36 protein-coding genes, 4 tRNA genes and 1 pseudogene are annotated in these 25,167 nt (G+C 58.5%); 3 read left to right on the forward strand and 38 right to left on the reverse strand.

The window, feature by feature from the left end:
• Position 1: 1 nt before the first annotated feature.
• Entirely contained in the window at positions 2-196 is a 195-nt protein-coding gene (locus AC2GXZ_RS15870; RefSeq protein ID WP_483760120.1) for a hypothetical protein, read from the forward strand.
• 4 nt (positions 197-200) lie between these two features.
• Here AC2GXZ_RS15870 and AC2GXZ_RS15875 read toward each other — a convergent pair.
• The 23 genes and pseudogenes from AC2GXZ_RS15875 to AC2GXZ_RS15985 all read right to left on the reverse strand — a co-directional run.
• Positions 201-398: pseudogene (locus tag AC2GXZ_RS15875) on the reverse strand (phage tail assembly chaperone); the annotation flags it as partial.
• Between the two features lie 26 nt (positions 399-424).
• Positions 425-784: a hypothetical protein gene (locus tag AC2GXZ_RS15880; protein ID WP_483760121.1), complete on the reverse strand. Its 360-nt coding sequence runs from the start codon at positions 782-784 to the stop codon at positions 425-427.
• Positions 785-786: 2 nt separating this feature from the next.
• Positions 787-1,218, reverse strand: a complete 432-nt coding sequence (locus AC2GXZ_RS15885; RefSeq protein ID WP_483760122.1) for a phage tail tube protein — start codon at positions 1,216-1,218, stop codon at positions 787-789.
• Positions 1,219-1,249: 31 nt separating this feature from the next.
• Positions 1,250-1,657, reverse strand: a complete 408-nt coding sequence (locus AC2GXZ_RS15890; protein WP_483760123.1) for a DUF3168 domain-containing protein — start codon at positions 1,655-1,657, stop codon at positions 1,250-1,252.
• A 7-nt stretch (positions 1,658-1,664) separates the two neighbouring features.
• On the reverse strand, positions 1,665-2,123 hold the full coding sequence (locus AC2GXZ_RS15895; RefSeq protein WP_483760124.1) for a hypothetical protein: 459 nt from the start codon (positions 2,121-2,123) through the stop codon (positions 1,665-1,667).
• Between the two features lie 399 nt (positions 2,124-2,522).
• Positions 2,523-3,011: an HK97-gp10 family putative phage morphogenesis protein gene (locus AC2GXZ_RS15900; RefSeq protein WP_483760125.1), complete on the reverse strand. Its 489-nt coding sequence runs from the start codon at positions 3,009-3,011 to the stop codon at positions 2,523-2,525.
• Positions 3,008-3,352 carry a head-tail adaptor protein gene (locus AC2GXZ_RS15905; RefSeq protein WP_483760126.1) on the reverse strand — a complete coding sequence of 115 codons (345 nt, stop codon included), beginning with the start codon at positions 3,350-3,352 and terminating at the stop codon, positions 3,008-3,010. The genes AC2GXZ_RS15900 and AC2GXZ_RS15905 overlap by 4 nt, the downstream gene beginning before the upstream one ends.
• Positions 3,349-3,492, reverse strand: a complete 144-nt coding sequence (locus tag AC2GXZ_RS15910) for a hypothetical protein (RefSeq protein WP_483760127.1) — start codon at positions 3,490-3,492, stop codon at positions 3,349-3,351. Before AC2GXZ_RS15910 ends, AC2GXZ_RS15905 begins: the two co-directional genes overlap by 4 nt.
• A gap of 175 nt (positions 3,493-3,667) precedes the next feature.
• Positions 3,668-4,036 carry a head-tail connector protein gene (locus AC2GXZ_RS15915; RefSeq protein ID WP_483760128.1) on the reverse strand — a complete coding sequence of 123 codons (369 nt, stop codon included), beginning with the start codon at positions 4,034-4,036 and terminating at the stop codon, positions 3,668-3,670.
• Positions 4,036-4,374 (reverse strand): hypothetical protein, encoded by a 339-nt coding sequence (locus tag AC2GXZ_RS15920; RefSeq protein ID WP_483760129.1) that lies wholly within the window; start codon positions 4,372-4,374, stop codon positions 4,036-4,038. Before AC2GXZ_RS15920 ends, AC2GXZ_RS15915 begins: the two co-directional genes overlap by 1 nt.
• Complete coding sequence (locus tag AC2GXZ_RS15925; protein WP_483760130.1) at positions 4,352-4,612, reverse strand: hypothetical protein; 261 nt, start codon at positions 4,610-4,612, stop codon at positions 4,352-4,354. Before AC2GXZ_RS15925 ends, AC2GXZ_RS15920 begins: the two co-directional genes overlap by 23 nt.
• 47 nt (positions 4,613-4,659) lie before the next feature.
• Positions 4,660-5,868: a phage major capsid protein gene (locus tag AC2GXZ_RS15930; RefSeq protein WP_483760131.1), complete on the reverse strand. Its 1,209-nt coding sequence runs from the start codon at positions 5,866-5,868 to the stop codon at positions 4,660-4,662.
• Between the two features lie 11 nt (positions 5,869-5,879).
• Positions 5,880-6,998 carry a S49 family peptidase gene (locus AC2GXZ_RS15935; RefSeq protein WP_483760132.1) on the reverse strand — a complete coding sequence of 373 codons (1,119 nt, stop codon included), beginning with the start codon at positions 6,996-6,998 and terminating at the stop codon, positions 5,880-5,882.
• Positions 6,999-7,007: 9 nt separating this feature from the next.
• A complete protein-coding gene (locus AC2GXZ_RS15940; protein ID WP_483760133.1) occupies positions 7,008-8,234 on the reverse strand; it encodes a phage portal protein in 1,227 nt (408 codons plus the stop codon).
• 16 nt (positions 8,235-8,250) lie between these two features.
• Positions 8,251-9,840 carry a terminase large subunit gene (locus AC2GXZ_RS15945; RefSeq protein ID WP_483760134.1) on the reverse strand — a complete coding sequence of 530 codons (1,590 nt, stop codon included), beginning with the start codon at positions 9,838-9,840 and terminating at the stop codon, positions 8,251-8,253.
• 6 nt (positions 9,841-9,846) lie between these two features.
• On the reverse strand, positions 9,847-10,311 hold the full coding sequence (locus AC2GXZ_RS15950) for a terminase small subunit (protein ID WP_483760135.1): 465 nt from the start codon (positions 10,309-10,311) through the stop codon (positions 9,847-9,849).
• A gap of 307 nt (positions 10,312-10,618) precedes the next feature.
• Positions 10,619-10,840, reverse strand: coding sequence for an HNH endonuclease (locus AC2GXZ_RS15955; RefSeq protein WP_483760136.1), 222 nt, complete (start codon positions 10,838-10,840; stop codon positions 10,619-10,621).
• Positions 10,841-10,905: 65 nt separating this feature from the next.
• Positions 10,906-10,982: transfer RNA gene (locus tag AC2GXZ_RS15960), tRNA-Met, on the reverse strand.
• A 6-nt stretch (positions 10,983-10,988) separates the two neighbouring features.
• A tRNA-Pro gene (locus AC2GXZ_RS15965) sits at positions 10,989-11,066 on the reverse strand.
• A 5-nt stretch (positions 11,067-11,071) separates the two neighbouring features.
• Positions 11,072-11,147: transfer RNA gene (locus tag AC2GXZ_RS15970), tRNA-Thr, on the reverse strand.
• Between the two features lie 2 nt (positions 11,148-11,149).
• Positions 11,150-11,225, reverse strand: a tRNA-Asn gene (locus AC2GXZ_RS15975).
• Between the two features lie 427 nt (positions 11,226-11,652).
• The gene (locus AC2GXZ_RS15980; protein WP_483760137.1) at positions 11,653-12,567 is read right to left on the reverse strand and encodes a hypothetical protein; all 915 of its coding nucleotides are present in this window, start codon (positions 12,565-12,567) and stop codon (positions 11,653-11,655) included.
• A gap of 37 nt (positions 12,568-12,604) precedes the next feature.
• A complete protein-coding gene (locus AC2GXZ_RS15985) occupies positions 12,605-13,075 on the reverse strand; it encodes a VRR-NUC domain-containing protein (protein ID WP_483760138.1) in 471 nt (156 codons plus the stop codon).
• A gap of 353 nt (positions 13,076-13,428) precedes the next feature.
• Between AC2GXZ_RS15985 and AC2GXZ_RS15990 the strand changes: the two genes are divergently transcribed.
• A complete protein-coding gene (locus AC2GXZ_RS15990) occupies positions 13,429-14,121 on the forward strand; it encodes an adenylate/guanylate cyclase domain-containing protein (RefSeq protein WP_483760139.1) in 693 nt (230 codons plus the stop codon).
• Positions 14,121-14,624 (forward strand): Pycsar system effector family protein, encoded by a 504-nt coding sequence (locus AC2GXZ_RS15995; protein ID WP_483760140.1) that lies wholly within the window; start codon positions 14,121-14,123, stop codon positions 14,622-14,624. The genes AC2GXZ_RS15990 and AC2GXZ_RS15995 overlap by 1 nt, the downstream gene beginning before the upstream one ends.
• Positions 14,625-14,737: 113 nt before the next feature.
• Here the strand turns inward: AC2GXZ_RS15995 and AC2GXZ_RS16000 are convergent, their stop codons facing one another.
• The 15 genes from AC2GXZ_RS16000 to AC2GXZ_RS16070 form a co-directional block, all read right to left on the reverse strand.
• Positions 14,738-15,205 (reverse strand): PRC-barrel domain-containing protein, encoded by a 468-nt coding sequence (locus AC2GXZ_RS16000; RefSeq protein WP_483760141.1) that lies wholly within the window; start codon positions 15,203-15,205, stop codon positions 14,738-14,740.
• Between the two features lie 132 nt (positions 15,206-15,337).
• Positions 15,338-15,541 carry a CsbD family protein gene (locus tag AC2GXZ_RS16005; protein ID WP_483760142.1) on the reverse strand — a complete coding sequence of 68 codons (204 nt, stop codon included), beginning with the start codon at positions 15,539-15,541 and terminating at the stop codon, positions 15,338-15,340.
• Between the two features lie 36 nt (positions 15,542-15,577).
• Positions 15,578-17,857 (reverse strand): bifunctional DNA primase/polymerase, encoded by a 2,280-nt coding sequence (locus AC2GXZ_RS16010; RefSeq protein WP_483760143.1) that lies wholly within the window; start codon positions 17,855-17,857, stop codon positions 15,578-15,580.
• Positions 17,814-18,476 (reverse strand): hypothetical protein, encoded by a 663-nt coding sequence (locus tag AC2GXZ_RS16015; RefSeq protein ID WP_483760144.1) that lies wholly within the window; start codon positions 18,474-18,476, stop codon positions 17,814-17,816. The genes AC2GXZ_RS16010 and AC2GXZ_RS16015 overlap by 44 nt, the downstream gene beginning before the upstream one ends.
• 8 nt (positions 18,477-18,484) lie before the next feature.
• Positions 18,485-18,826, reverse strand: coding sequence for a DUF6511 domain-containing protein (locus AC2GXZ_RS16020; protein WP_483760145.1), 342 nt, complete (start codon positions 18,824-18,826; stop codon positions 18,485-18,487).
• Positions 18,823-20,031: a DNA-methyltransferase gene (locus AC2GXZ_RS16025; RefSeq protein WP_483760146.1), complete on the reverse strand. Its 1,209-nt coding sequence runs from the start codon at positions 20,029-20,031 to the stop codon at positions 18,823-18,825. The genes AC2GXZ_RS16020 and AC2GXZ_RS16025 overlap by 4 nt, the downstream gene beginning before the upstream one ends.
• A gap of 41 nt (positions 20,032-20,072) precedes the next feature.
• Positions 20,073-20,291: a hypothetical protein gene (locus AC2GXZ_RS16030; RefSeq protein ID WP_483760147.1), complete on the reverse strand. Its 219-nt coding sequence runs from the start codon at positions 20,289-20,291 to the stop codon at positions 20,073-20,075.
• Positions 20,288-20,611: a hypothetical protein gene (locus AC2GXZ_RS16035; protein ID WP_483760148.1), complete on the reverse strand. Its 324-nt coding sequence runs from the start codon at positions 20,609-20,611 to the stop codon at positions 20,288-20,290. The genes AC2GXZ_RS16030 and AC2GXZ_RS16035 overlap by 4 nt, the downstream gene beginning before the upstream one ends.
• Positions 20,611-21,339: a hypothetical protein gene (locus AC2GXZ_RS16040; protein ID WP_483760149.1), complete on the reverse strand. Its 729-nt coding sequence runs from the start codon at positions 21,337-21,339 to the stop codon at positions 20,611-20,613. Before AC2GXZ_RS16040 ends, AC2GXZ_RS16035 begins: the two co-directional genes overlap by 1 nt.
• Positions 21,336-21,521, reverse strand: coding sequence for a hypothetical protein (locus AC2GXZ_RS16045; protein ID WP_483760150.1), 186 nt, complete (start codon positions 21,519-21,521; stop codon positions 21,336-21,338). Before AC2GXZ_RS16045 ends, AC2GXZ_RS16040 begins: the two co-directional genes overlap by 4 nt.
• A gap of 73 nt (positions 21,522-21,594) precedes the next feature.
• Complete coding sequence (locus AC2GXZ_RS16050; RefSeq protein ID WP_483760151.1) at positions 21,595-22,998, reverse strand: DEAD/DEAH box helicase; 1,404 nt, start codon at positions 22,996-22,998, stop codon at positions 21,595-21,597.
• Between the two features lie 56 nt (positions 22,999-23,054).
• Positions 23,055-23,372 (reverse strand): DEAD/DEAH box helicase, encoded by a 318-nt coding sequence (locus AC2GXZ_RS16055; RefSeq protein ID WP_483760152.1) that lies wholly within the window; start codon positions 23,370-23,372, stop codon positions 23,055-23,057.
• Complete coding sequence (locus AC2GXZ_RS16060) at positions 23,372-23,914, reverse strand: sigma-70 RNA polymerase sigma factor region 4 domain-containing protein (protein ID WP_483760153.1); 543 nt, start codon at positions 23,912-23,914, stop codon at positions 23,372-23,374. The genes AC2GXZ_RS16055 and AC2GXZ_RS16060 overlap by 1 nt, the downstream gene beginning before the upstream one ends.
• A 23-nt stretch (positions 23,915-23,937) precedes the next feature.
• Positions 23,938-24,867, reverse strand: a complete 930-nt coding sequence (locus AC2GXZ_RS16065) for a PDDEXK family nuclease (protein ID WP_483760154.1) — start codon at positions 24,865-24,867, stop codon at positions 23,938-23,940.
• Entirely contained in the window at positions 24,867-25,163 is a 297-nt protein-coding gene (locus tag AC2GXZ_RS16070) for a hypothetical protein (RefSeq protein WP_483760155.1), read from the reverse strand. Before AC2GXZ_RS16070 ends, AC2GXZ_RS16065 begins: the two co-directional genes overlap by 1 nt.
• Positions 25,164-25,167: the final 4 nt, after the last annotated feature.

Raw genomic sequence — 25,167 nt, forward strand, 5'->3', positions numbered from 1 at the left:
GATGGAAGGATGGCTAAAGGCGTTGATCGCCTGCGCGTGCGCCGTGGTCATCACAGCTGGCGGCGTGGCCGCTTGGCATATGTGGTGGCAGGGAAAGCAGAGCCGAATTGGCAAAATCCTTGCGGACCATGAGCGCGCGACTGAGCGCTTCAATCGCGCGAATGGCACCAACGTAAAAGCATATGCTGACGAGTAGTCAGCTAGCCGTATCTGGCTAGCAGCGCGGTCATCTCACGTGAAGTGGGCGCCGCGCTCGGCGTGGGCGCCGGCTTTCCTCCCTCATCCCCGCCCTCTGCTTCGTTGTGGCCGTTGATGGCCTCGAAGAACTCAGTCAGGGTTGCCGACCAGAAATCGGCAGGCCTCCAATTGAGGCCGCCGATCCCAATCCGCATCCATTGTCGCCACGGGAACGGTTCATTTTCGCTTACGCCGCCTGATTGGCGGCTTCGACGTTTCCCTCGTCTTCCTCATCGAAGTGATGAGCGAGGATTGCCATAAACGCCGTCCTGCAGGCCCCGAAGTGCTTCAGCTTGACCTTCTGGATCGCCTCGAGCGCATTGCCCTTCACGGTCAAAAGTTCAATGCCGGCAATCGTGGCTGCCGCCTCAACGTCCGACAGGCGAAGGAAAAGGTCGTTCAGCGACTTGCACTGTAGTCGGCTGGAAACCGCTGACAGTCGAGCCATCTCGGCCGCGAGAACGAGCGGCACATCGCCAACCCATAGCGAAACTTCGCCGCGCGCCTCATTAACCGGAAGCGGAAAAGGCTTCTCCTCTGCAGCCATGATTAAGCCTCCGCCGTGTATTCGAGCGGCTGGGCTGCTTCGAACGTCGCAGAGAACTGCAGATCGTTTTCCATATCGCCGCTGGCCTGGAAGTTCGTCACGAAGAACGAGCCTTCGAACGTGCCGAGACCGGGAACGATGACCTGCGCGTTGAAGACGGTCGCGTTGATGACGTGGACCATAAACGCCTTCATGCTGGCGCTGGACACGAAAGTGCCGTTGCCCTGGAATGTGCGGTTGACGATGCCAGGCCGGCCCGTCTTCTGAACCGGGCCGCCAGGATTCGTGCAACTCGGTTTTGTCGTGTCGACCGAATTGGCCGAGAGGTCGAAACTGCGATCCTTGAGGCCGCAAAGATTGGAAAATACTTCGGGATCAAGGCCGTTACTGATCTTGATGAGCAGCAGTCTGCCCAGCTGTTCGCCGTCTGCCATGTGGCAACTCCAAATATTAGTGGGGAATCCGCTACGACAGCGGCTTGTGAACCGAGGCCACGAGTTCGATGACGGCGTGGCTGGTGAGACCGTCGGCATCACGAAACACGCGAGCCTGACGATGAATGATGGACACCAGCCGGTAACTCGGCAGGGTCAGGGGTGCGAGGTGAAGGCTTTCCTTCACTGCCGCAGAAATTCGTTTGACTTCCGGATACCCGACGGCCTGAGACCAAGCGTGCAAGGTCAGATAAATCTTCTCGCCGCTGACGCAGGTTGCATCATCCTGGATGCTTTGCGCCTCCCCGTTCGTCACGTATGGGTAAGTGACCGGCGTCGGTGGCTGATCGTAAACCCGCTGGCCGATGAGCGCAGATAGCGGCGCATCGGCGCGAAGGCGCGTGTTGATCGCGCCTTGCAATTCAAGTTCGGCGGACATGGGACTCCTAAAGCAAGAAGATCCGCTGATCGCTTTTCTTCAGGTTGTCGACAGCCCATAGCGGCCGCAGGTTAGTCAAAGCCCAAGCGGCCTTGAACTCAGGATCGTCGGCGCTCTCGAACAAGAACGACGCGAGAGGTTGGATGTGATCGATGTGCCATTCGGATCGGTTAGCCCAAGACATTTCCGGCAGGAACTGACGCTCTAAGTGAGCCATCAAGTCCGCGACCGAATAATCGACCAAATCTTCCCATGACAGGCCTCCCTTGCCGGTTGTGATTGACCTGGCAATGCCGGCACTCATGCGCCGATTTATAGCGAAGTCTGCCTCTTCGGCATACCTTCGCTTCAGTCGAGCAGAGCTTTTAGCTCGCTCTTCCAGCGTACGTCTCGCATCTAGGATTGCATCCCAATTTTTCGCTTTCCATGCCCGATCCAGATCTCGCACGCGCTCCGGATCCTGCATGCGACGTCGAGCAGCATGAACCCTAGAAGCGATGCGTATCACGTCAAGATTTGCGGCGCCGTATCTATCTGTGTACTGTGATCTAGCGATTTCACGGCAAGACATGCAGAATTTTTGCCGACCGCTCGATCGGACGAACTCTTTCTCGCAAATTTCGCAGATTGGCGCCGGAGGATTTGACCTGAGGCGACGCTTTCGCGACACTCGGCACTCTTCAGAACAATAATCTCTGGCCGACCTTCCTTCTCGCTCGAAGGAACTGCCGCACTCCTTACACAACAGGGAAAGCGGCGTGACACGCAAGGCGGATGAACTCATAACAACTCCCGATCGTCGTTAACAGTCGTAGAGCGCTCATCACCCATCGACCTGAGCTTATTCGCCGTTAGTGCCAAACGGTCAAGTTCGTCTGGCCTCGCGCACGGCCTTATTGACGGCAGCCAATATCATCCGGCGGATCCTGGGCTTTGACGCTCGGTACTGAGGAAAGATATGAGGCTGCGCCGGAGATCCGGGGTGCATGCCAGTGCCGCTGGCTGCGGCCTGCTTCTTACCAAGGACCGTCCCGCCACCTTTAACGGTGCTGTGTGGGGCGGTGCCCCACTCGAGGAATCTCCAATAAAAGCGTGCAAAAATGCCGGTCGCGCCAGGATCTTTGGTGGCGGTGATGTTCACGCGCTCCTGTGCAGGTCGGCTCGAAAGCAGATCGCCCTCGATGCTCTCCATGTACTCGAGCGTCGCGCCGGTTGGGGCTCGACTGCGGATCTCGTCGGCGAGCATTTCGGCCGCCTTCAACTTGGCATCAGCGGTGTATTTTTCGACATTCGGCGCCAGCTGGTTCAGCCTGCGCATCAGGGCGTCTCGGCCGCGCAGTTCCGCGGTCATCATGCCGCCTCTCCCAGCGTCGCAACGATGTCGATAGTCCGGTTCTTCTGGTCCATGTCGGCAACCGATGTGACGTTAAAGATCCGACGCGGATCTCGCGTGTCGACGATGCGCCAGGCTGTGCCGACGTCTCGCGCTGCCTCGCAACTAGGTATGCGGATCACATAAGGCTGTGTGCCGGTCATGCGTGCCGCGATCACTGGCTCGCTGCCCTTCATCGGGATGAATTCGGCCGTGGATTCGAAGACTGTCTCGAAGTCGCCGGCCTGCTCGTTGCCATAGCCATCATCGACCGTGCCGCGCTTTTGCATGAGCACCAGCTGCCGGCGTTTGCCGGCGCTCATGCCCTCGCGGTCTGCCAGCCCCAGATTTTCCAGGCGAAACTAACGGCAGATAACCAGCTATAGCCGAGATCGGCGCCTAGACGGACGTCGTAGACAAACTGATAGGCCGCGCTGGCCTGGCGCAGTGCGAACTCGATCATTTCTGCCTCTTCGGTGATGGGACTTCGACGGCCGCGCCCTTGGCTACGGCGTCATCGGCGCAGGCGCGCGTGACTGAGTACCGGCCATCCTTGAATGGTCCGCCATCAGGCCGGTAGACTTGCGAAACTGCCGGCGTGGCCTTCCAGACGTGGCGCCGCGTGAAGCGGACCCACATTAGCAAATACCATCAGGCAGCGTTCGCCACATCCGATATGGCGCTAAAAGTGCCCGCACGGCACGCGGCAAAACCGCAGCCCGATCCACAGTAAGATTGGATTCCGGATTGGCCTCTCGGACTTCGTAGAGGTCACCGACAACCAAGAGAATAGCGGCGATGATCGGCTTCGTGACATTGATAGCGTTCGGGTCGTAACCCTCCTCGCCTTCGGCCGGAAGCGCGGCATCCTCCGCAACAACGATGCGATCGAGATATTCGACAATGATTGCCTCAGCGGCGGCACCGTAAAGTTCGATCTCACCGTCTTCATCGTCGTGCAGCACGCGCAAGTGCGACTTGAGTGTGTCGAGATCGATGAAAACCATTAAGCCACCACTGCCGCCGTCGCGGCGCTCGTCATGACGATCCTTCCGGTCAAACTGGCGGCTTTCGTCTTCACGACGATGGTCTTTCCGATGTCCTGCGTGCGCGGAACAAAAGTAAGTCCAAATGCGCCAGGCACCTCGACGCCGCCGACAACCCACTGTCGATCGACAGCTGGTGTAGGCGTTCCAGTAAACGTTCCGGCACTAACCGTTAGCGTCGAGCCGACCTTGGCCGTACCCGTGATGGCGGGTGCGACAGTGTTGACCGGGGAGGCCGGGCCGACAACCGCGCCGAGATAGCTGGCAAATTTCCGCTTATTCGTCGTCGGGTTCGCCATTGGCTTTGTCTTTCTTCTTCGCGGTCTTGGTCACGCGCTCGGTCGAGATCGGATCAGGTGCAGCGACCGGCTCGGGCGCGTCCACTGTCTTGGCATCATCGTCGAAAGACACGAGGCCGAGAGCCTTGAGGGCGTTCGCCTCGCCGCGCTCTACCTTGAAAGGCTTGCTCTCCGCGGTCTTCAGGCCGGAGCCGTTGTCGAACGTCTTGAGCGGCTTCACTTCGATAAAATCAGTCATCATCGCCTCTTAGCGAATGAGGGGCGCCCGAAGACGCCCCAGATCAATTAGGCAGCAGCAACGGCGCCGGTGACGAATGCTTCGGGACGGTAAACAGCCAGAGCCAGGCGTTCTTCAGCGCGGATCGTGAACATGTTCTTCTCGAAGTCGTCGACGTTCTCGCTCGACAGCAGGACTTCGATGTCCATGCGGTCGAAGATCTGAGCAGCGTACGAGAATGCACCCGTAAGGAACTGGCCAGAGGCCATTGCCTGCGTCGAGACAACCGGGAGGTTCCAGAGGGTCGGCGTGAGCGAGCCCTGCGGATTGCCAATGATGTAGTTGTTGCCGGCGTCCTTGGTCAGCTCGATCTTAGCCCAGTCGATCGGGTTCAGAACGAATGCAGTCGCCGGATATTCAGCCAGCACGACCTGCAGCACAGCGAGACGCAGGCGGCCAATGCCGGTGGATGCAGTCGGCGTGAATGCCGGAGCAAAGGCACTAGCCTGCGGGACGAGGCCCGCGATGTTCTGGCCAGTTCCAGAGCCGTTCAGGAGCTGGTTTTCCTCGACGAAGCGCAGACCGTAACGGGCGCGACCGTCGATGTAGCTGCGGAGGGCCGGGGCGTCATCCAGGATCTGACGCGACGCCTTGAACAGGTGAGCCAGCGTGCGGACGGGCGCCGACGCCATGTCGAACGTGATGTCCGAGTAGGGCTTGGCAGTCGTTTCCGCGACCATTGCGGCGTTGTTCGTGTAGCCAGTTTCCTTGACGTACTCGACGTTGTTGGACGAAGTCTGACCTGGCAGAATGAGATCACGGATCGTCATCTGACGCTCAGGAAGACCAAAAATGCCAGCAACTCGGTGACCCGGGACAAGCGACGTACCCGGCGAGCGGCCCGTGCCGACGGTCGTATTCGCCGTTGTAATGGCTGCTCGGTCGGCCGATACCTTGATCGATGCGCGGCTGGATCCAGTCAGATTGCCTGCCTTATAGGCATCAGAATCGATAACCAGCTGGCCAAGCGACTTCTGTTCTTCTTCGCCCTGCTCCTTCTCACGAGCAGCGCGCTTCTCCAGATCGCCGAGGCGGGTGGAAACGTCGCCGAGTTCGGACAGAGCCTTGTCTGTCTTCTCCTTGAGCTCGGCGGAAACCTCGCCGTTTGCGGCAAGCTTGGACGTGAAGTCGGTGGCGAGATTGCCAACCTGCTCCTTGATGGAGGCAAGCGAAGTACCGAGCTCGCCGATCTTATCGGCAAGTTGATTGTCAGCCATGTGAGGCTCCTTTATCGAATGAGTGGTGATTTTGCTTCGGCCAAGAGCCGGTCTAGGGCTGCCAAAGCAGCAGCATCCGCATCGATGTCAGGAGCCCCCTGACCATCCTTGAGATAGAGCCGAGCGGCCCGCTCTGCCTCAGAGCCCGTCAAACCCATCAGTCCCCTGATGCCGTTCTCGAACTCGCGTTTCGTGATTGGTTCGCCCGCAGCCATTTTGGCGGCGAGCATGCTGGCGGAATCGGCACGTGCAGCGTTCGCCGACTTAATGCGGCGGATCGACGGAGGCTGAGTGTCCGCTCCGAAGCGTTCCAAGGTCTCGTCTAGCGTAGCAATCCGGTCGACCATGCCGCGATCCAGCAGCGCCTCGGCGTAAAACACCCTGCCCTGCCCGTATCCATCTTCGACTTTGCCAACCGTCGTGCCGCGCCCATCTGCGACGGCCGCCACAAACTTATTGTATGAGCGGTTGATGCCGTCCTGCAGATGCGCGAGCGTCTCTTTGCTCAGCGGCTCGGTCTCATTGCCTTCGACCTTGTGCTTGCCGGCAGAAATATACGTCCGCTTGATACCGCGCTGCTCAAGAGCAGCTGAAACGTCATCATGTGCGGTATAAACCCCGATCGATCCGGCGCGGCCAGATGGCGTGACGACGATTTCGTCGGCCGAGGACGCAATCCAGTAGGCTGCGCTCGCTGCAAGGCTGTTCACCTGCGCGATAATGGGCTTTTCGCCACCGCGTAGCTTCCGGATCTCGGTTGCAAGCTCATCAGTGCCGGGCACTGTGCCGCCTGGGCTGTCGACGTCGAGCACAACGGCCTTCACATCGTCGTTGGCGAGGGCAGAATGGAGTGCTTTCTTGATGCCGGCGTACGAAGTGCCGCCACTCATCGCTGAAAACAGGTCCATTTTCTGCGCCAGAACCCCAAAAACCGGGATAACGGCAACCTTGCCGCTGGTTTCAGCGATTTCCTTAGCTCGCGCCTCATCGATGGATGCAGCGAGCTCAGTGGAAACTAATTTTTCGCCTTCGGCGCGAGCGACTAATACATCGGCCAAAACACCGAGTTTCTCGCGCTGAATCGCCCAAGGCTCAGCCAAAAAGGCCGAGATAAGGTGTTCGAACTTCATGATTTGTCCTTACGCAGCGCGCGCTGCGGGCGTTGTAGGCTGCGCAACTGGCTCTTCGCCAAGTTTGTCGAGCGGCGTCATCGTGCCATTAACGATGGAGCGGTTTCCGCCAGGCGTTGGAGCTTTGTCCTCATACCCGCGTGCCTCATCGACATGATAGATACCGGCCTGAACCATCTTGGAAAGAAAATCGGCTCGCGCCTGACTATCACCGCGGAGTAGCTCTTCCATGTTGAACTTGACCTTGACTGTCTTGCGCGAGTTCGCATCAAGTAGATCGCGATAGATCGCTGCTTCAATGCGTTTCAGCATCGGCCGCATGCAGGTCTTGGTGAACTGGAGAATCAGCTGCTCAATGCCGCTGCCCCAAGTGGTCGTTCCGTTAGCCGCATGGCCAATCATGACCGGCGGAACGCCAAAGATGCGGCAAATCTGCTCGACGCTGTACTGCCGAGCCTCCAAGAACTGCGCATCCTTGGGGTTGATCGACATAGGATAGGGCTTGAAGCCAGCCTCCAACACCGTCACGCCGCCGGCTTTTTCCGCGCCGGCAAACTGCGTCAGCGTGTCCGAGATCTGCTTGCGCTGCTCGGGCTTGAGGATCTGGTCGGAGCTAACGATGAGCGACGAGAGGAGGCCGTTCTTGAACATCCGGCCGGCGACTTTCTCGCCGGAAAGAGCGTTCCCGACCGTGTTACGGACGACGCCAATCGGAGACATGCCGCGGTCACACCCAGGGAGGCGCGCCCCACGGACGTGGAACATCTTTCCCTCAGCGATCCGGCGCTTCTTGCCGTCCTCGGTCACCTCATAATAGCGGGTGTTACGGGTGTCACGGCAGACCTCGACGGTCAGAGGGTGAAGCGCGTTCAGCGCCACTAGGCGATCGCCGTTCATCTTCTTCTCGGCAAAAAAGTTGCCGTCCATCATGAGGCACAGCGCCGCCATCGACCAGAATTCCGGCGCGGTGTCATCGATGTTGGGCATGTCGTGCAGAATTTCGTAGAGCGGCGAGTTTTTGTCGATGGTCACACCATCGCCGCCGTAAACGATGCACGGCAGGGTGCCGGCGGCATTCTGGACGAGGTTGACGCACGCCCAAACGGCGTCCAGCGAAAGCGCGCTCTCGATCGTGACTTTCTCGCCTGAAGTTGTGCCCAGGCCGAAGAAACCGCGCCAAAACTCGCCGTCAGTCAGCTTGATAGGCGTACCGCGCCATCTCTCGAAGAGGCCCATGGCAATCCTTTACGGGTCACCATGTGACCGAAATCATGTTGTTTACGAAGTCGTCGAGGTTGCCTTCATCGCCACCCTCGTAGGTGCCGGCCATAGCCGTCGCCATCGTCAGCGCCACAGCGCCGTCGATACGGCCACGAGACTTCTGCTTGTCGAGCTTGCGATTGCCGCTCGGATCCTGCTTCACCGTGGCATTCATCATGCACATAGTGAGCACCGGATGGCCGGCGTGCGCCAGCTGCTTATTGAGAATGATATCTTCCAGCGATCGTAGCGCCGGCGACATTGAGGCGTAGCCCTGGCCGAACTGCTCGAAGATGGCAGCGTCGCCTTCTAGCTGCTCCTCAGTAAAACCAGCCTTTAGAAGCCAGGGCTTGAGGTGCCTCCAATTCCAGCGGTCGAAGCCGATTTTTCGGATATCCAGACGCTGCGACAACTCAAACAGATGGTGCGCAACGAACTCGTACTGGATTGTCGGCCCCGGCGTCGTCTCAAGAAATCTATGCCCATCGTCGTCCGGCTTATTCCAGATGTCGTACGGCACGCGGTCGGCTTTTGCCTTCTCACGAAGCGCGTCGCTCGGAAGCCAGAAGGTCGGCTTGACGTTCCATATCGTGCCTGCCTCCGTCTCTTTCGGAGCCATGAGCACCAGAGCCGTCAAGTCGGACACCTCGGACAAGTCTAGCCCGCCGAAAACAGGAAGGCCTTCGAACTCGTCGACGGGTCCGTCGCAAGCACGCCAGACGGCAGGAGCCACGAAAGGCGCCGATGCATCAATGCGTTGATTAAGGAACAGCCAGCGAAAACTGGCTTCCTTTGTCGGCATTCGCATCGCCAGCGCCGAGAAGTCCTCAACGTCCTTGGTCGAACGGAAGACACCTAGCGCGGGATTGGCTGCGGCCCATGCTGCGCGGTCATTGAGTTCGCTCTCGACCGGCGCAGTGTAGATGTGCGAGACAATGCGCGGATCCTTGGACGTCTCTGCGTCGTCGATCCATCGACTGAAAAGGTCGTTGTCGGTAGCAGCCTGCGTCGAAATGGCGAACAGCATCGCCCGGCCTTCGTAGGCGCCCTGCGACGTCTCGATCGCCTCAACGAAATCATCAGTGGGGCCTTTGATCTGGCCAACCTCGTCGAGGATGGCCAGGATCGGCGAGCCGCCGTGCGCGCTCTTGGCCTCTGCCGAACTAGCCTGATACTCGACGTTCATCGCCAAGCCGAGGATTGTCTTGCTCGACGGCGTTACGTGAGTGAGCTTCTTGAGCTCCGGGTTCATCAGGCACATTTTGCTGGCGTAGTTGAACACCTCAGCAGCCTGCTTGCGAGATCTTGCACCTGAAACGATGCGGCCGTTCTGATACGCCTCAGGACCGACAATGTGAGCCAGCAAGAGGCAAGCTATCAGGCCTGTCTTGCCGTTCTTACGGGCAATCGACAGGTAGGCACGAGAGGTGCCAACTGGATTATCGTAGACGGCAATGATGAATCGCTTCTGGAAGCCCAGCAGTTTCACCGGTTTGCCGAGCAGAGTCCCCTCAGGGACCAGGCAGTACCGCTCGATGAACGCGATCACGCGCTCGCCTCGGGTCATCGGCTTTTTTGCCATTCACTGTCAGCCCGGTCGCGCCAGCAAATCATCCTCTAATGGATTGTCACCCTCGATATCCTTCGCAGCGTCGCGCCTCTTGGCGGCGTCCCTCGCCTCGCCTTGAACAGCGCGGGCGTGGAGTGCGAGCGATCGACGGAATGACAGGATTGAACTGGCGTGCATCTGCACGATTGATTTGCGTGGATTAGCGACCGGCGTGCCTTTGTCGCTGTATGCAACGCCGCCCTCGTCACGAAGTAGCGACTGTTCGCGAACCAGGTCGGCCATCGTTCTGGCAAGCATGGCGGCAAGCTCTAGCTGATGGTCGGACCATTCCGACCTAGCGAACTCAGCAACCACATTTCGGAAGAATGGCAGGTCGACATCGTCGAGCTGCACGTTGATAGGCGGCTGGATCTCGGTAGCGGCCTTGGCCATGACGCGCACGGCTTCAGCTGCGCTGTCGATGCGCGCCTTCCTCTTCGCCATGTCGGGGATCCTCGCCGGACTGCCTCGCGCGCTTGCGCACGCGGGAGGGAAAAAACTGTATTAGCACTCATTGTTTTTGACACCGCCGGTAGGGCGGCCGAACGGGCCAGACTTTCGACCCACCCCCCTACCCGCCTCGGCGGCGCTAGATCATGGAACGCAGAGGCTTTCTGTCGGTTAGTCGTATAGGAGGAGCTTCTAATGCAAAGAAAACACCGACACGCACATGAACTGGCCCACTACGTGGGGCTCAATATCGCTCTCGCGCTGCTGATTGGCTCTCTTGCGTGGATGGCACACTAGCTCGTCACCCAATCTCGATCGGATAACCGTCGACCCCTATGACCGCGACCTTCTTGCCGCGCTCCATCATCTGCTTGGCGCTGTTGTGGTGGTGGGCGCAAAGGCTCTGCAGGTTGAGTGGGTCATGGAATAGTTCAAGGTCGCCTTTATGCGCCCTCTTATGGTCGACAACCTCGGCAGCTGTGACATCCTCGGTGATCAGACAGAACTCGCAGAGCGGCTGCATTGCAAGCTGATGCTCACGTAGCCGCTTCCATGCTGCTGTCTGGTAGAGGTGCCGCCAGGTAGACTTGGTTGCGGGGGCCGGACTTGAACCAGCGACCTCTTGGTTATGAGCCAAGCGAGCTACCATGCTGCTCTACCCCGCATTGAAATGGTCTGTGTGGCTGGATTTGAACCAATGGCTCCCGCAGTCCAAGTGCGGTACTCTGACCAGGCTGAGCTACACACAGGTGATTGGTGCCGGCAGCAGGTATCGAACCCACGACATCCTCGTTACAAATGAGGCGCTCTACCAACTGAGCTATGCCGGCATTGGCTGGAATGGCTGGGTTCGAACCAGCGACCAGGCGGTTAACAGCCGCCGACTCTAGCAACTGAGCTACATTCCAAGAAGACAAAAGCGCCGAGCTCGACCACGAAGGGAGCCCGGCGCAGGACTACCTGTCGCGAGAGGAGGCGCGCCAGGTAATGGGAGTGCAGCGCACGGCAAAGGCCATGTCGCGGGCCAAGCCCTAGACGCTGCGAATAGGTGCATCCAACCACCACTCGTCAGTGGCGCCCTCACGTTAATTCGTGACGTTAGGCATACGCTCGCTGTTGGACGGTACGAAACCCGGCACAACCGAAAGCGCAGAGGAACTAGGATGCTCATGAGTGCCGCCATGGTCCGATAAGGCTCGACATGGCAGGCTGTAGTTAGGCCCGGCTCATCGCTGGCCGAGCCTCCGTCGCAACATCGGTGCGCCCGGAAAGGTGTGGGGCACCTATCGGCAACCCCTTCACCTATACAGGTGGCAACTTCGCAGAAAGTCAGGTTTACGAAGCGGCATACTTCGCCAGATCGAGAGCCTCCGCGAAATCGTCGTTGGCGGCGATGAGAAGACGCCTGCCGGCTTCGATCGCATACTGGCCTTTGAATCCTCTGGCTTGCCCTATCTCCTTCAGGTTCCTCGCCTTGCTGGCTTGCGTCAGGACATCGAAATGCTCGTCGGCCATGTATCCTACTGCATCTCGCCATGACCTGCGCTGCTCTGTTTCAGACACAACATCTTGCCAAGCCATTGAGCCACCACCAGCACACGTCGTCTTTCGCATACCGAGGAAGCTGTCAGCTATCTTCTGCGAGCCGCATGGCAAGCCGTCTGGATAGCGTGTGATCAGTTTGCTGATGTCACCGGCCTTGGTGTAGGCGTCAGCTAGGATCCGCTTTGCCTCATCGCGGCTGATGTTCTGACGGGGCTGCCGCTTCTTGGTTGAGGTTAGATATCGGGGCTTCTTTGTGCCGAACATCTTGGCGAAATAATCGTTGCTGTCCGTGAGCTCCTGCGGGTTCTCATCACCTCCACGCTGCGCCCGCTCCTTGTCGACCGTGCCGAGCATAGCGCCGGTTGGCATCCGGTCCTGGAACGTGACAACCTTGCCGTCGATCGTGACCTTCATGGCCTGCTCGGTCTGCGTGCCGTCGGAAAAACGTAGGCGACCGATGCGAACTGTCTGACCAGCGTCATTGCGATGAACCGGGCCAGCCTTGACCTGCTTCATCATCTCCTCGACCGAGGGAGAAATATCCCATAGCTTCTCGGTCTTGAGATCGGCAACGTCTTCCGGATTGTTGTCGTTGGCCGGCGTGATTGTCCAGTTGGTCTGGATAGGTTCCGGCTCATGGTCCGGCGCTGTGGCGAAGATGAGCGTTGCGGCAAGCTGCTCGGCAAGTGATCCGTGTCTGGCCATTGGGTCTCCTCGTATGGTGGTACGGATTTATTCTCCGTCAGGCCGCAACGGGCAAGGTGATCCAAGAACGGACCAGATCAACGGCCTGCCTCGCAGCGTCTTCTCCGGTGACGGCTGAAACGACCTCGACATGGTGACCTAGCTTCGCGAGCGCAGCATGTCGAATATTTTGCTGCGGGCTGAGCCGGCCTTTGCCGACCTTGTTCTCGATCATCCGTATTTGACCGCCAACTAGGTAGATCCGCACATCCGGCTCTCCCGGCGTCATGCCAGCAGCAATCGCTTCCTGCTGGGCGCGTGGACCACGCTTGGCTGCGTTCTGGTCTCCGGCCAGGAGGAACTTCCTGCCGTACTCCGGCAGGGCACGTAGTGCGCGAACCTGAGCCGCTTGTAGTTCCCATTCCTTCGGTAGCGCCGCCTTGGTCGTAACCGTGCCGCTGGCCGATGTGCGGATTATGGTGCGGACGCCTTTGATGCGAACTGTCTGTTGAGTGGCTTTGGTTGCCATGAGAACCTCCATCTAGTGATGGGGGTTTATTCTCCTCGGCGCTACTTTGGTCAGGTTGTATTTCCTGCGCCCATCTGCACGGTGCACGGTGCCCGATTATATTTGTTGAGAACCGTGCGCGCGTCACACCGCCCTGCACGGTTGCACGGTAATGGGTATATATAAATATATACCCTTATGACCGTGCACTAACCGGGCAGCGTTGTGCAGGTGTCTCCGCCCGAATGTGCACTGATAATGCACGGTTTTTGAAACTGCATCTGTGCAGTATCAGGGGTTGTGGATATCGCAATGACACGGTTGTAATTTCGGCACCATTCTCATCATCCTGTAGCCTTGGATGGAGACCGATTATGGCGCTGAAGGAAGACCTAGTTGCTGACGTAGAGCATGTATTCAGATCGCGTTGGACAAAGCGTGATGGTACGGTAGTCCCGATAGACAGCAGCGTAACAATGAGCAATGACGCCGTAAATCTGGATGCTACGGTTCTCTATGCTGACCTATCGGACTCTACGAAACTAGTTGATAGCAGAACGCCAGACTTCTCAGCTGAAATCTACAAGACGTTCCTTCGATGCGCTTCGAAAATCATTATCGCAAACGGCGGAGTTATCACTGCCTACGACGGTGACCGCGTCATGGCAGTCTATATTGGCGGGTCCAAAAACACGAATGCTGTAAAAACGGCGCTTAAGATTAATTGGGCTTGCAAAAACATAATACAGCCCGCCAAAAACAAGATTTACCATGCAGACGATTACGTATTGAAGCACACGGTCGGAGTGGATACATCAAATCTAATGGTGGCAAAAACCGGTGTCCGTGGTAGCAACGATCTTGTATGGGTCGGGCGCGCAGCAAACTGGGCCGCTAAACTATGTTCCCTTGATCATGACTATCCCACTTGGATTACAAAAGCAGTATTCGACAACATGAACGACGAGGCGAAGTTCACTGGAGGGAAAGCCATGTGGGAAGCTCGCTTGTGGACCGCCATGAACAACGCTTCAATCTACCGTTCGAACTGGTCTTGGAAACTTTGATGATCTCAACCGAAGCACTGGAGCGACAACTAGACAGGGTACAAGCATTTGTTCCGCGAATAGATGCCCGTGTTTCAGCTATTTTCGCTGTCACGTCTGCCCAGCTTGCGATCTCAGTATTGAATGTCGGCTTAGACGACGTGAAAAAATGGTGGGTCGCAGTTCCACTTTCTATTTATACTATATTTGCAATGTTCAGTATTCGTTGCTTGTACCAATGCACACATCCGAATCTGCTTGGTGGGCAGAATTCGATCATATATTTCGCCGAGATAGCGAAGCTTCGCGAGATCGAGTTTCTTCGGAAGGTAGACACTTTAAGTGATGACGATTTCAGGAGGGACCTCATTTGTCAAATTTGGCGAAATTCCGAAATCGTGTCTGAGAAATATCGTTACGTTCGAAGAGCAAGTAGCTCAATGATGATCTCTACAATTCCGTGGCTGTTAGCGCTTCTCTCGTCATCGCTGTCGAATTGGAAGATGCCTATCATTGGCAACTAAGCCAGACGGGGCCGCCACGGCAAAAAACAGGAAAGGCCGGCACGATTTCTCGCGCCGACCTCGTGTTAGGTCCTGCCAGCCCCATTATGTCCGTGGTAGCCGGCAAGCCCAAATCACTTCTTGAACTTGTCGTAGTCCAGCTTCGGAGCCTTCGAGAGGTCGTCCTTGTTGGTGTCGACGTAGGCCTTCCAGGTGCCGTTATCGTTGTTGAGTGCAACGGAGGCCGGATCCAGCACGACATAGCTGGTGCCCATACCGAGGAAGCCCCCGACGCTAGCCACGATGCCGATGACCGACTTGCCGTTGCCGATCACGACATCGGAAATTTCGCCGATTTCTTCGTTCGCCTTATTGTAGATATCGACGCCGACCAGCTTGGACGTAACGATGTCGGCATCCTTGATCTCAACGTACTTGAGCGGCATGGTCGCAGCGGTACCCATGGTGATGCCAGGGCCGACGATCGTGGCATCTGAACCAGCGGCAGCCGGCGCGGATGCAGCGGGAGCAGCAGCCGTCTGAGCGTAGGCAGCGCCTGAGAGGCTTGCGATTGCGATCGCAGTAGCAAAAATTTTCTTCATGGGTATTTCCTCGTATGTCATTGTTGCCGCGAACATTTCGTGGCGGTGATAAACGGCAAGACCGAGGAATTGTTCCGGACCCATCTTGAATTGATCGCAACAAAAACACCGCCGAATCGGGTTCCGTTGTTTTCACCAAGTCTGGCGACCGTACCAGTCGTCGACATCGTTTTTGGTCTGATCCTTCGCGTGGCCGTAGCGCTCCTGGATCTTTCCTTCAAGCTGGTCACGCTTCCCAGCGATGACATCAAGGTCGTCGTCAGTGAGCTTGCCCCACTGTTCCTTGACCTTGCCCTTCATCTGCTTCCAGTTACCTTCGACGCGATTCCAGTCCATGATACCATACCACGACCATCTTCGTTCCGAAGACTTTCACGCCGCCCTGACAAACACCGCCATCTCTCGCCGGATCGGATCCCGCTCCTCGACCTCCACGAGCGCACCTTCCTTGAACAGAGCCGTGACGACAGTGCCGGCTTTCTTCCTCGCCGCAGCGTCCTCCATATCGAGCCCCATGGCATACGCCACCGCCGCACCGATCCAGTTCTTAGCCTTGGCGGACTTTTTGTAATCGGATCCCATCACGGCCGTCAGGATCGCCTGCCGCTGATCTGCAGTTAGCTCGCCTGCCACCTCTTCCGCGCTGGGCCACTGCCACTCCGTAACCACCGGCGCGAAGTCCTGCGGCTTCGACAGGCCGCGCCCGTTGCCCAGCGGTACGCCCTCAAGCTTGCGCCAATCCAGGCGCGACGACAGGGGCGTAAGGTTCGACTTGCCATATGTCACCGAGAAGTGACTCATGCGATCCTCCGGCTTCACGCCCGCCTCGGATGCCTGCTCCGGTGACATGCGGTTCAGCACGCGCACCGAGCGGGCCGCACCGATTAGTGAAACGGCACCTCGAGCGTCTTCCACCGTCGCCTCGCGATCCGCCACCTTCCGTAGATGGTGGACGATATCGATACTGCAGTTCGTGTAGTCGGCAATCTGAGCCCAAAGCTTCGCGACCTTGTCGATCGCGCCGTTGTCGTTCTCATTGACGCCGTGTGTGGAGACGAACGGGTCGACGATCATCACGTCGATTCCGTAGCGCTCGATCTGCTCCACCACTGCCTCAACGATCGGCTGCTGGATCCGTACGCCGGCCTTCTTGTCCTCGATGGCGACGCAAAGCTCCTGCTCGCGTCCGCTGTCCAGAAACAAATGGCCCTCGATATCCTCCGGCTTGAGATTGTAATGGATACACGCTGCCATGATGCGCCGCTCCATCTCGTCGCGCGGATCCTCGGCATTGAATACCCATACCTTGAGACGCTGCGGTGGCTTGGTGCCGAGCAGCGCCCTGCCCGACGTCATGGCCAGCGCCTCGGCGATGCTTGACGACGTCTTGCCAAGACCGCCCGGGCTGACCGTGACCGAGACGTATTTGCGGATGAAGTGCGAGCCATAGGCGAACTCGCGCCGTGGGATGGTGGCCGGGTCGATCCACTTGAAGGCCGTGGCGGTGATGGGCGAGGAAGGCGCGTTGTCGTTGGCGGGTTCGTTTCCGCTCGGGGCAATTTCAGGATTATTGGCGCCGATCGATACCTGTTCTTCCCGATCGGGGTTGTCGCCATGATCTGTCGAAGCATCCTCCCGAACAGTAAGGCTGGCGTCTTCCGCAACGCGTGCGCTGACCACCCTCGCCTTCTCTAGCCCGCGCTGGATCATCCGCGTCACGTCGCGCAGTGTGGTGTTGTCCTGCGGCTGGAAGTCCGGCTCCGGAATATGCCGCGGCTGTAAAATGCCGGACTTCAAGCCGTTCTCGATGGTCTTGACGCATCTCGACCAGTCCCTACCCCAGCCACGAGCTACATCCTGCAGCAATGCGCGCGCCTCAGCCTCCGGCAACGCACCGGCGCCGACGAACGTGCCGAGCGCAAATGCGGCGTCGTTGAGGTTGTTGTTGCGGTTTCCCATCGGCGCGCCGGCGAGGTCGGCAAGCTCTCGGTCGACGGCCGCATCGACGTAGGCGTTGTTGGTCGCGCTGGATACTGTGTAGTGACTATGCGTCGGCGCGGACTTCGGCAGCAGCAGATCGAGCAGCCACGCGGGCGCGTCCGCGATCTCCCGCACGTCGTCCACCCACTTGTACTGCCGACCGTTGGACATGGTGCTGCCAGCGGCGAGGACATAGCCGCCCTCAGACCGGATATCGACGCCAGCGCCAAGAGCACCGCGGTTCCTCGTGCCCACGACGTAATTGAAATAGATATGCATGCCGCCGTTTGGGCTGATGACACGTGCCGTGGTGGGAAGCGGGCCGTGCTCCGCCTCCATGTCGGAAAGCCAGTCGAAACCGTTGGCTCCACCTGGCTTGTTGTCGATATCAAGAGCGAAAAATCCAGTCGGAGATCCTGTAGGCAGGCCGACGGCCGCATCCGGCCAATCGGACCACCAACGATCTAGAATCCGAGCAAAGCGCGTCGCGGCCTTAAAGCCGTTCGTGGTGAGCGGCGTTTTTTCGCCGAGCGTGGTGATTTCTCCGTATTGGTCGACGCTTTCCTCGGCGTGCGAACGGCACGGAAAGACCGGCCACTGAGGGCCGGTCGTGTAATGCTGGGCTAGTTCAAGCGGCTGCAAAGAAGGCCTCCATGTTGTTGTCGTTGGCATAGGCCGGCAGACCACCGAAGAACGATCTCGGCCACTGATCCGCCATTGCATTGGCAATTCCGCTGAAAAACCTTGACCGCTCACGCCACCGGTCTGGGCCTGGTGGCATCTTGTGAACCCGAGCCTCACGCCCATCAACGATGTCCGTCGGCTCAAGCTTCGGTAGGTTTTTTAGCCATAGACAGGTTCGCTTCGTTTCCGGATGTCCATATTGCCAAGGCTGGACGGATTGCGCGAACTCTCGGTAGTTCACGATCCTCGCTTTGGCGTGTTTGTGCATCACTGGATTCTCGATTGCGATCCGCTCGATTGGCGCGTTCCAGAAAGCCGAAAAGAGGGCCGCGCCCTCGTCCAGTTCAGCCCATACCTGCTCCAATGTCTTGCTTGGCGGAGGCGTAGAAAGCCATCGAACACCGCTGTTGCAAAGCCGGGTGCATGGTGGATGTGCGACCATCAGAAGATCCCATCCGTCATTGAGCATATCGCGGGCGTCGCCTTGAATATGCCGGTTGCTGCCGTCTTCCGACGGCAATAGGTCGCAAGACCACGCATCGTGGCCTCGCGCCAAAAATGCATTGCGGACAGTTCCGGAAAACTCGCAGGCGACAAGCACCTTCATCGGTCTTGTCAAAACGGCGCCTCCCCTTTCCTGATCACTTCCCTCAGCCTGTCGGCGCAACCCTTCCAGATTGCGCCGCAGAACATGAGAACTTGCTCTTCGGACCACTCGGCCAGATCGCTGCCGAACTCGTCCACAAGTGGCCCCGCTGCCTCCATGCCGCCCATGCGAGCCTGCATTTCATAAGGATCGAACCTGCGGACTCGCTTGATCTGCTCGATGAGTAGGGCGCATTCCTGGCATAGGTATCTCGGGTCATCCTTGATGCCGATTCCGATGCCTATCGCGTGGCGGCCGCAGCAATTGCAGACCGCCGGCGTGTCTCCGACGGTGGTGGGTTGGAAGGTCATGCCGCCCCCTGCGCAAATAAGTCACCAACTGGTGCATTGTCATTGGCTGCGGGTCGATCTGCGCCTTTGTCTCGGTCGGACGCACCAATGGCCCACGCGATCCGAGCCGTGGCAATAGGCATGTACTCGTCCTCGCGCTCGCATCCGACGAACTGGAAACCCTCAAGTACCGCCGCTTTACCGGTAGAGCCGGAACCCATGAATGGATCCAGGACTATGCCGCCCGGCGGTGTGATGAGGCGGCAAAGCCACTGCATGAGGGTGGTTGGCTTTACGGTCGGGTGCGTGTTCGCACGCGGTACCGGCTCGTATCCCTCGTCGCGACGGGTGATGTGCTGGCCGCTGGTGTTGGATACCATGCCGCCAGCCTTCTTCGGGAGGTGGTCTAGCCCCGCATCTCTGTCGGCACGGCTGGCCTTAGCGCAGTAGAAGAAGCGCGCGGCTGATGTCTCTGACTCAATGCGTGCTAATGCCTGTCGAGCGGCGGGCATGTCTCCGAATATACCCCTGCTCTTCCGGTCTTTTGATTGACCATTTAGGTCACCCTGCTGACCTTTGGCAGCGGGAAACGCTGCAATGACTTCGTCGCTGCCATCGTGAAGGATGTTCGCGGGCCAGCGGCCTTGTATCCGCCAGTCGTCCGTCTCGAGTCGCGATGCATCCACATTGATTGCGCCGACGCCCCAAGCCTCAAGGTTCGCAGCCACCGTCCCAGCCAAAGGCTTACGGGCGAGACAGATCGGCTCCCATGCCGGCTTCAAAGCAGTGCCCCAGCCTTCCCATTCGCCGTGCTGATTATGCGACTTCGGAAAGCCGGAGCCATAAACCCAGCCCAGCTGGTCGCGTATCTCGAAACCTGCGTCCTCGATGGCAACAGCCATGCGATGATAGGTGCGCGTGCCGGAGAACGCTATGACGTGGCCACCCGGCTTGAGAACGCGCAGCACTTCAGCCCAGAACTCGTCGCTGAACGCGACTTCGCCTGTGTCCCACTGCTTGCCCATGAAGCCAGCCGCGCCGCGTCCATAGACGTCCTTTGCCGGAGCCGAGCCCGGCTTGCCGAAGCGCTTCTGGATCGAAACCAGCGCGTACGGCGGATCGGTTACGACACTGTCGATCGAGTTGTCGGCAATGCTTCGCAGCACATCGCGGCAGTCGGCCTGATGGAGCACGACTCTGCCGTCGTGCATCGTGGTTACGCCCATGCCTGTCTCCTCTTGTGGTGCTTTGCGCGGTGGTGGCGCGCTTATTGTTCGCGCAGCAAGCCGGTGGCCGCGAGCCGAAGGCCGGCAGCCGATGCGCCGTGGTGAATGGCGGCAACTGCGGCCTTGGCTCGGACGGCAGGTTCTATGCGAGGCTCATCTTTGGCAATATCCCGGCACGTGGCGGCCTGCTTGTCGTGCCAGTAGGCTGCAAGGAAATAGGCGTCGGCCAATTGGATGGGTGTGACGTTGCTTGGGGTCATGCTGCGGCTATCGCATCGATTGCGGCCTGTGCTTCTGCCCAGACGGAATGATCTTCGCCCATGTCCTCAAGCTCCATGTCGCATCGGTCTTCTTCTTCACGGCGAACATTCCAGATGGCACGAGCTACAGACTCCAGCTTTTTGCGGTCTTGCTCCTCATCGAAGCGATCAGTCATGTCTGTTGCTTCCGCCTCGTTCCATCCATCGAGCCAGTCGACGGCCTTGTACTGGTCATGATATGGATTGTGGTCGGCCGGATTGCCGCCACGGTAGAACGCAATCCGGCCTTCACGGCGCCGCCTAGAGGGTGTCTGTCCCATCACCGCGCCACCTTCTCTTCGGCGATCTTGAATCCCGGCAACTCACGCGCACCGCTGCGCACCTTCTCCTCAGCGAGTGACAAGGCAAGCGCCATGAACTCGCCCGGCGCCAACAGATAGGCCCACTCCAGAGCCTTCTCCTCGTCGGCGATGTCGACATTATAGACGGTACGAAGGCCGGTCCCTGTCGTTGCCGCCTTGTCGGCTCGCTTCGCAGTGCGCTCTAACTGCTTGGCGTCCGCGAGCAGCTCCTCGGCATATTCACGCGCTCCGAGGTTTCCGGATGACGAGCGGATGGCCTCCTCGGCGGCCTTCTTTGCTACTTCGGCTTCGGCTGCAATCTTGGCTGCGGCCGCAGCCTTCTCCGCCGCTACCTTGGTGCGCCAAGCTGCGAGCAGCGTGCCGAGCGATGACTTGGCGAGATCTACCTTGCCTTTCTTGGGCTGGACGTAGGGATTGTAGAGCTTTTGGATAGCGTCGATCTTGTCGTCGAGTGGCTTCTTGTCGGCTTTGCGCAGATCGTCGGCCTTTTTTCCGGCCTCGTGCAGTCCGTTGTAAAGCTTTTCGATTGAGTCGTGCATGTCCTGGCTGGCGATAGCCTCGCCGTCGGCCCAATTTTTGGCCTCGTCGTAGAGATCATCGATCTCGGTGAAGATGGCGATATAGGGCGGCTGGTTGTGCGACTTCGGCACGGAACCGGCGATGTCGATGGGGTTGAAATCGGTCATGCGGCCACCATGCGGTAAGATGCGACGTCACGGTCGTTGCGCGAGCTCCAGCGAATTTCGTCGCTGTATTCTTCGTAGCGCATGCCGTTCTTGAGAATCACCTCGAGCAGCACTTCGTCAACGACGGGTTGTTCACCGCCGTGCCATTCAATCCAGCCGTCGTCGGCCGTTCTCTCGCTCATCATCGTCTCCTCTTGTGGTGTGGTGGTAATCAGTCTCAGAAACAACGTCGTTCACATTAGCGGTAGTCAACCGCTAGAACGGGATATCGTCCCAATCCGGCTCCTGCATGTAAGCAGGCCGGTTATCGTTCGACGGTGCCTCATCATTGTCATTGGCCGCAGCATAGTCACCGACGACATAAGACACGACGTCCCAGTAACGGTCGCGCGGCTTCACCATGATTTCGGCCGTTTCTTTCAGCTCAGTCTGGCGTTCCAGCCATTCCAGAACCCCGCGCGGAAATGGCAAAGTCCCGCCGTGTTCCCGCCAGTACCGATCGGCTTTCGATTTCGGGAACCCCTTGTGTTCTGGGCAAAGCCACTCATTGATGGGCGTCATGCCAGACATATACGTGACCTTCACCGACGGCGGCTTGTCACCCTTACCTTCGTGGAACCGAAAAGACCTGCTGTGTACTTCGCGAGAATCCGGCTCTGCCATCGTCATGATGGGCACATCGGCAGCGTTGGCTGCAATCTTCGGACTGTCATCGATGTCGAACTCGAACCCGCAGCAGGTGCATATCCGCACCGACGCGTGCAGCTTCTCACCGCATCCAAAGTTGTCGTTTTTGTCCTGAGTATCTTGCGGGCAAATTTTCATCGGCGCCTCGCCGTCGCCGCTGCCAGGCTCTTTCGGCTGCACCATGTCGACTGGGCCATGCTTGTCGACGAGGCCGGCGAAGTCTAACACCAGGCAATTCGGCTTCGGGCCGGCAGCAATTGCCGATCGGCGCTCTTCCGGAGTTTCCAGAGACATCCCTGGCGCATAAAGCACGCGAGTGCCACGTCCCATCATCTGCAGGTAAAGGCTCGCGCTAAGCGTCGGCCGCAAGGCTGCGATCAGATCCACGCCCTTGTGATTGAAGCCAGTCGTCAGCACGCTATTGTTCGTCAGGGCGCGTATCCGGTAAGCCTTGAAGTCCTCGATGATGCGGCGGCGCTCTTCCTTCGGCGTGTCGCCGGTGATGGTCTCGCAACTGATGCCGCGCGAACGGATCTCATCTCGGACATGCTCGGCATGATCGACGCCGGAGCAGAAGCAAAGCCATGAACGTTTGTCGGTACCTTTGGCGACGATCTCGTCGACCGCAGCGCGGTTCACATCCAGCTTGTCGACGGCCGCTTGCATGGCTGACTGCTTGTAGTCGCCGCCAAGTCTGCCCACCCCCTTCATGTTCAATTCGAGCGCCGTGTGTTTTGACGACAGCGGCGCCAAGAAGCCGTCCCGCACGCCGTCAGCGATACCGTATGTATAGACGACGCGGTCAAACATTCGATCTTCGCCCTGGTCGAGACGACCGCTATCTAGCCGGAATGGCGTCGCCGTTAGGCCGACGATTTTCAAATCCGGGTTGACCTCACGCATCGCGCGAAAGAACTGGCCATATTGGGTGTCGCTGTTCTTTGGGATAAGATGGCACTCGTCGACTAACACGACGTCGATAGGCCGGTCGAAAACCTTCTCACCATCAACGATGCGAGCACCGCAGATCAGGTCGGCCTTGTACCGGCAAAAATGATCTGGCTGCGCGCATCACGCCGATTGAGGCCGGCTGAGAAGATTCCGGCTGGCGCACCTTTCCAGACTCCGATGAGCTCGAGGAAGTTTTGCTCAATCAGCTCTGCGACATGGGTGACTACCATGATGCGCATGTCAGGCCAACCTTCGCAGAGCTGCTGGATGACAGTCGCCATGACCATGCTTTTGCCCGTGCCGGTCGCCAGATCAATCAACGGATTGCCAGGCTCTTCAGACCAATAGTCAAACAACGCCGCGACTGCGTCTTCTTGATAATATCGCAGCCCCATTACGCGGCACGCCTTTGCATGCGACGATGCAGCATGGAGCGAGCCCGCTCTTCTTTCTGGCGAATGTTTTCTTTCGATGTGCCTGTTTCTTCGCCAATCTCACCCAACAGTTCACCTGTCGCACGACGAAGAAGAATGTCGCCATTCGGAATTTTGATGAGCTTTTTGATGACTTCCGCAAGATCTAACTTCGCAAATTGATCTGGCTGGACCCTGAGTTGGGCACATCTATTTTCAAGGGGTGTATCTACATCTCTTCGTATCGCGTTAATCGCGACTTCTGGAGATTTCCGCATTGCGGCGCGCGCTTTCTCCATCATTCCGCTCGATGCACTTTTCAAAGCGTATTGAGCCCATGTCCTAAACGTCTCCATCCTGCACGTGGATGCGCGCTGCAGCATATGCAAAACAGCCTCTTGCAGTAACTCCTCACCTGCCGCGCGGCCGCGAGCACGGTGGATCGCTTGCTTTCGCAATGAGGGTAGGTAAGCGACAAGCGCAGCGTCAAAGCCGGCCGGCCGATCGTCGTTGGCAGGTGTCACGATAGTCTCCTCTTGTGGTGTAGTCAGGCGTTGGTGGCGCCGTCGGTCCATGTGTCGCCGTTAGCGAGCTGATAGGTGATGGTCTCTGCTTCCTCGTCGACGTCGATCTGCTCTCCCGGCACCATGGCTGGAATCGTCAGGTGCGTCGGGCACGCCTCTTTCTGCTCGTCGAACGAGATCGGCTTTGCCCAACGGGCGCAAGACCAGTGCCCGTCTCCGCCCATCTCAGGCGTTGAATGGATGCAGGATCGACAAGTGACCCGTGGCCAGGCTTGCTGGTGACAAACGGGCTTATGCTTGCAGAACAGGCATTCGAACCATTCCGGATCCTCATTGATGCGCGATGGAGGCTCTGGCGAGTTGATGATGCGCTCAAGGCGCGCCAACAGTCGGAAGCAGAACTCTGCGTCGTATTCGATGCGCTCGGCATAGAGCGTGTCGTCGTCTTTGCAGCTGACGAGGTAGAGGCAGCGCGTTAGGCCAAAGGCATGCATCCCCAACTGGCACTGGCCGTAGTGAAGTGGCTTGGCCTTCTGGCAACCCTCCTTCACAATGAGCTTCATGCCCTTGGCATTGCTCGACTTGAACTCGAGCAGGTGTTCGGTCTTCGGTGCTTCGACCACGCCAATCGCCTTGCCGTCGCACTTGCCTCGCACATGGCTGCCGACGAGGCGGATGCGGTCCTGCTGGCCGTAGACATCGACGCCGATGCGCTCGAGGTCTGCAACGAGGCGGTCTTCCTCGATATTACCGGTTTCGAACAGGCGCAGCTGGCGGCCGTGATGTATCTCCAGCGGGCTAGCCCAGCGGAAGGCATACCAAAGCTGGCGATCGCAAGGCGCGTTCGCCTCGCCGACAGAAATGCCGAGACTATCCCAGGAGTTGGCCGCCGCTTCGTAGGCCTGGTAGATTGCTCTGACCGTGGACGATTCGGCCTTTGGGAGCGGGACCATTATGCCGACCCCAACAGCCGTTCGTCGGCCTCTGTCCGTGCCGCGGTCAGCGTCATAGTGCCATTGTCAAACACAACGGCCGACGGCTTGTGGCACTCCGTGCAATCCACCTCAAGATAGTCTCCCGAGTGAGCATATCCATCTTCACGCGTGTGAGTGAAGCCGCTATGCGGCCACCCAATGGCAATCCGCCCCAGCGTTGTTTTGGCTTCCCACATGTCCGAACCGCAGTTCGGGCAAGTGATGTCGCCGTTTGCATAGACGCTGAATTGCGTCGCCTTGGGTGGCATCTTCATGACG

This window comes from Aliirhizobium sp. YIM B11859, from assembly GCF_057163345.1.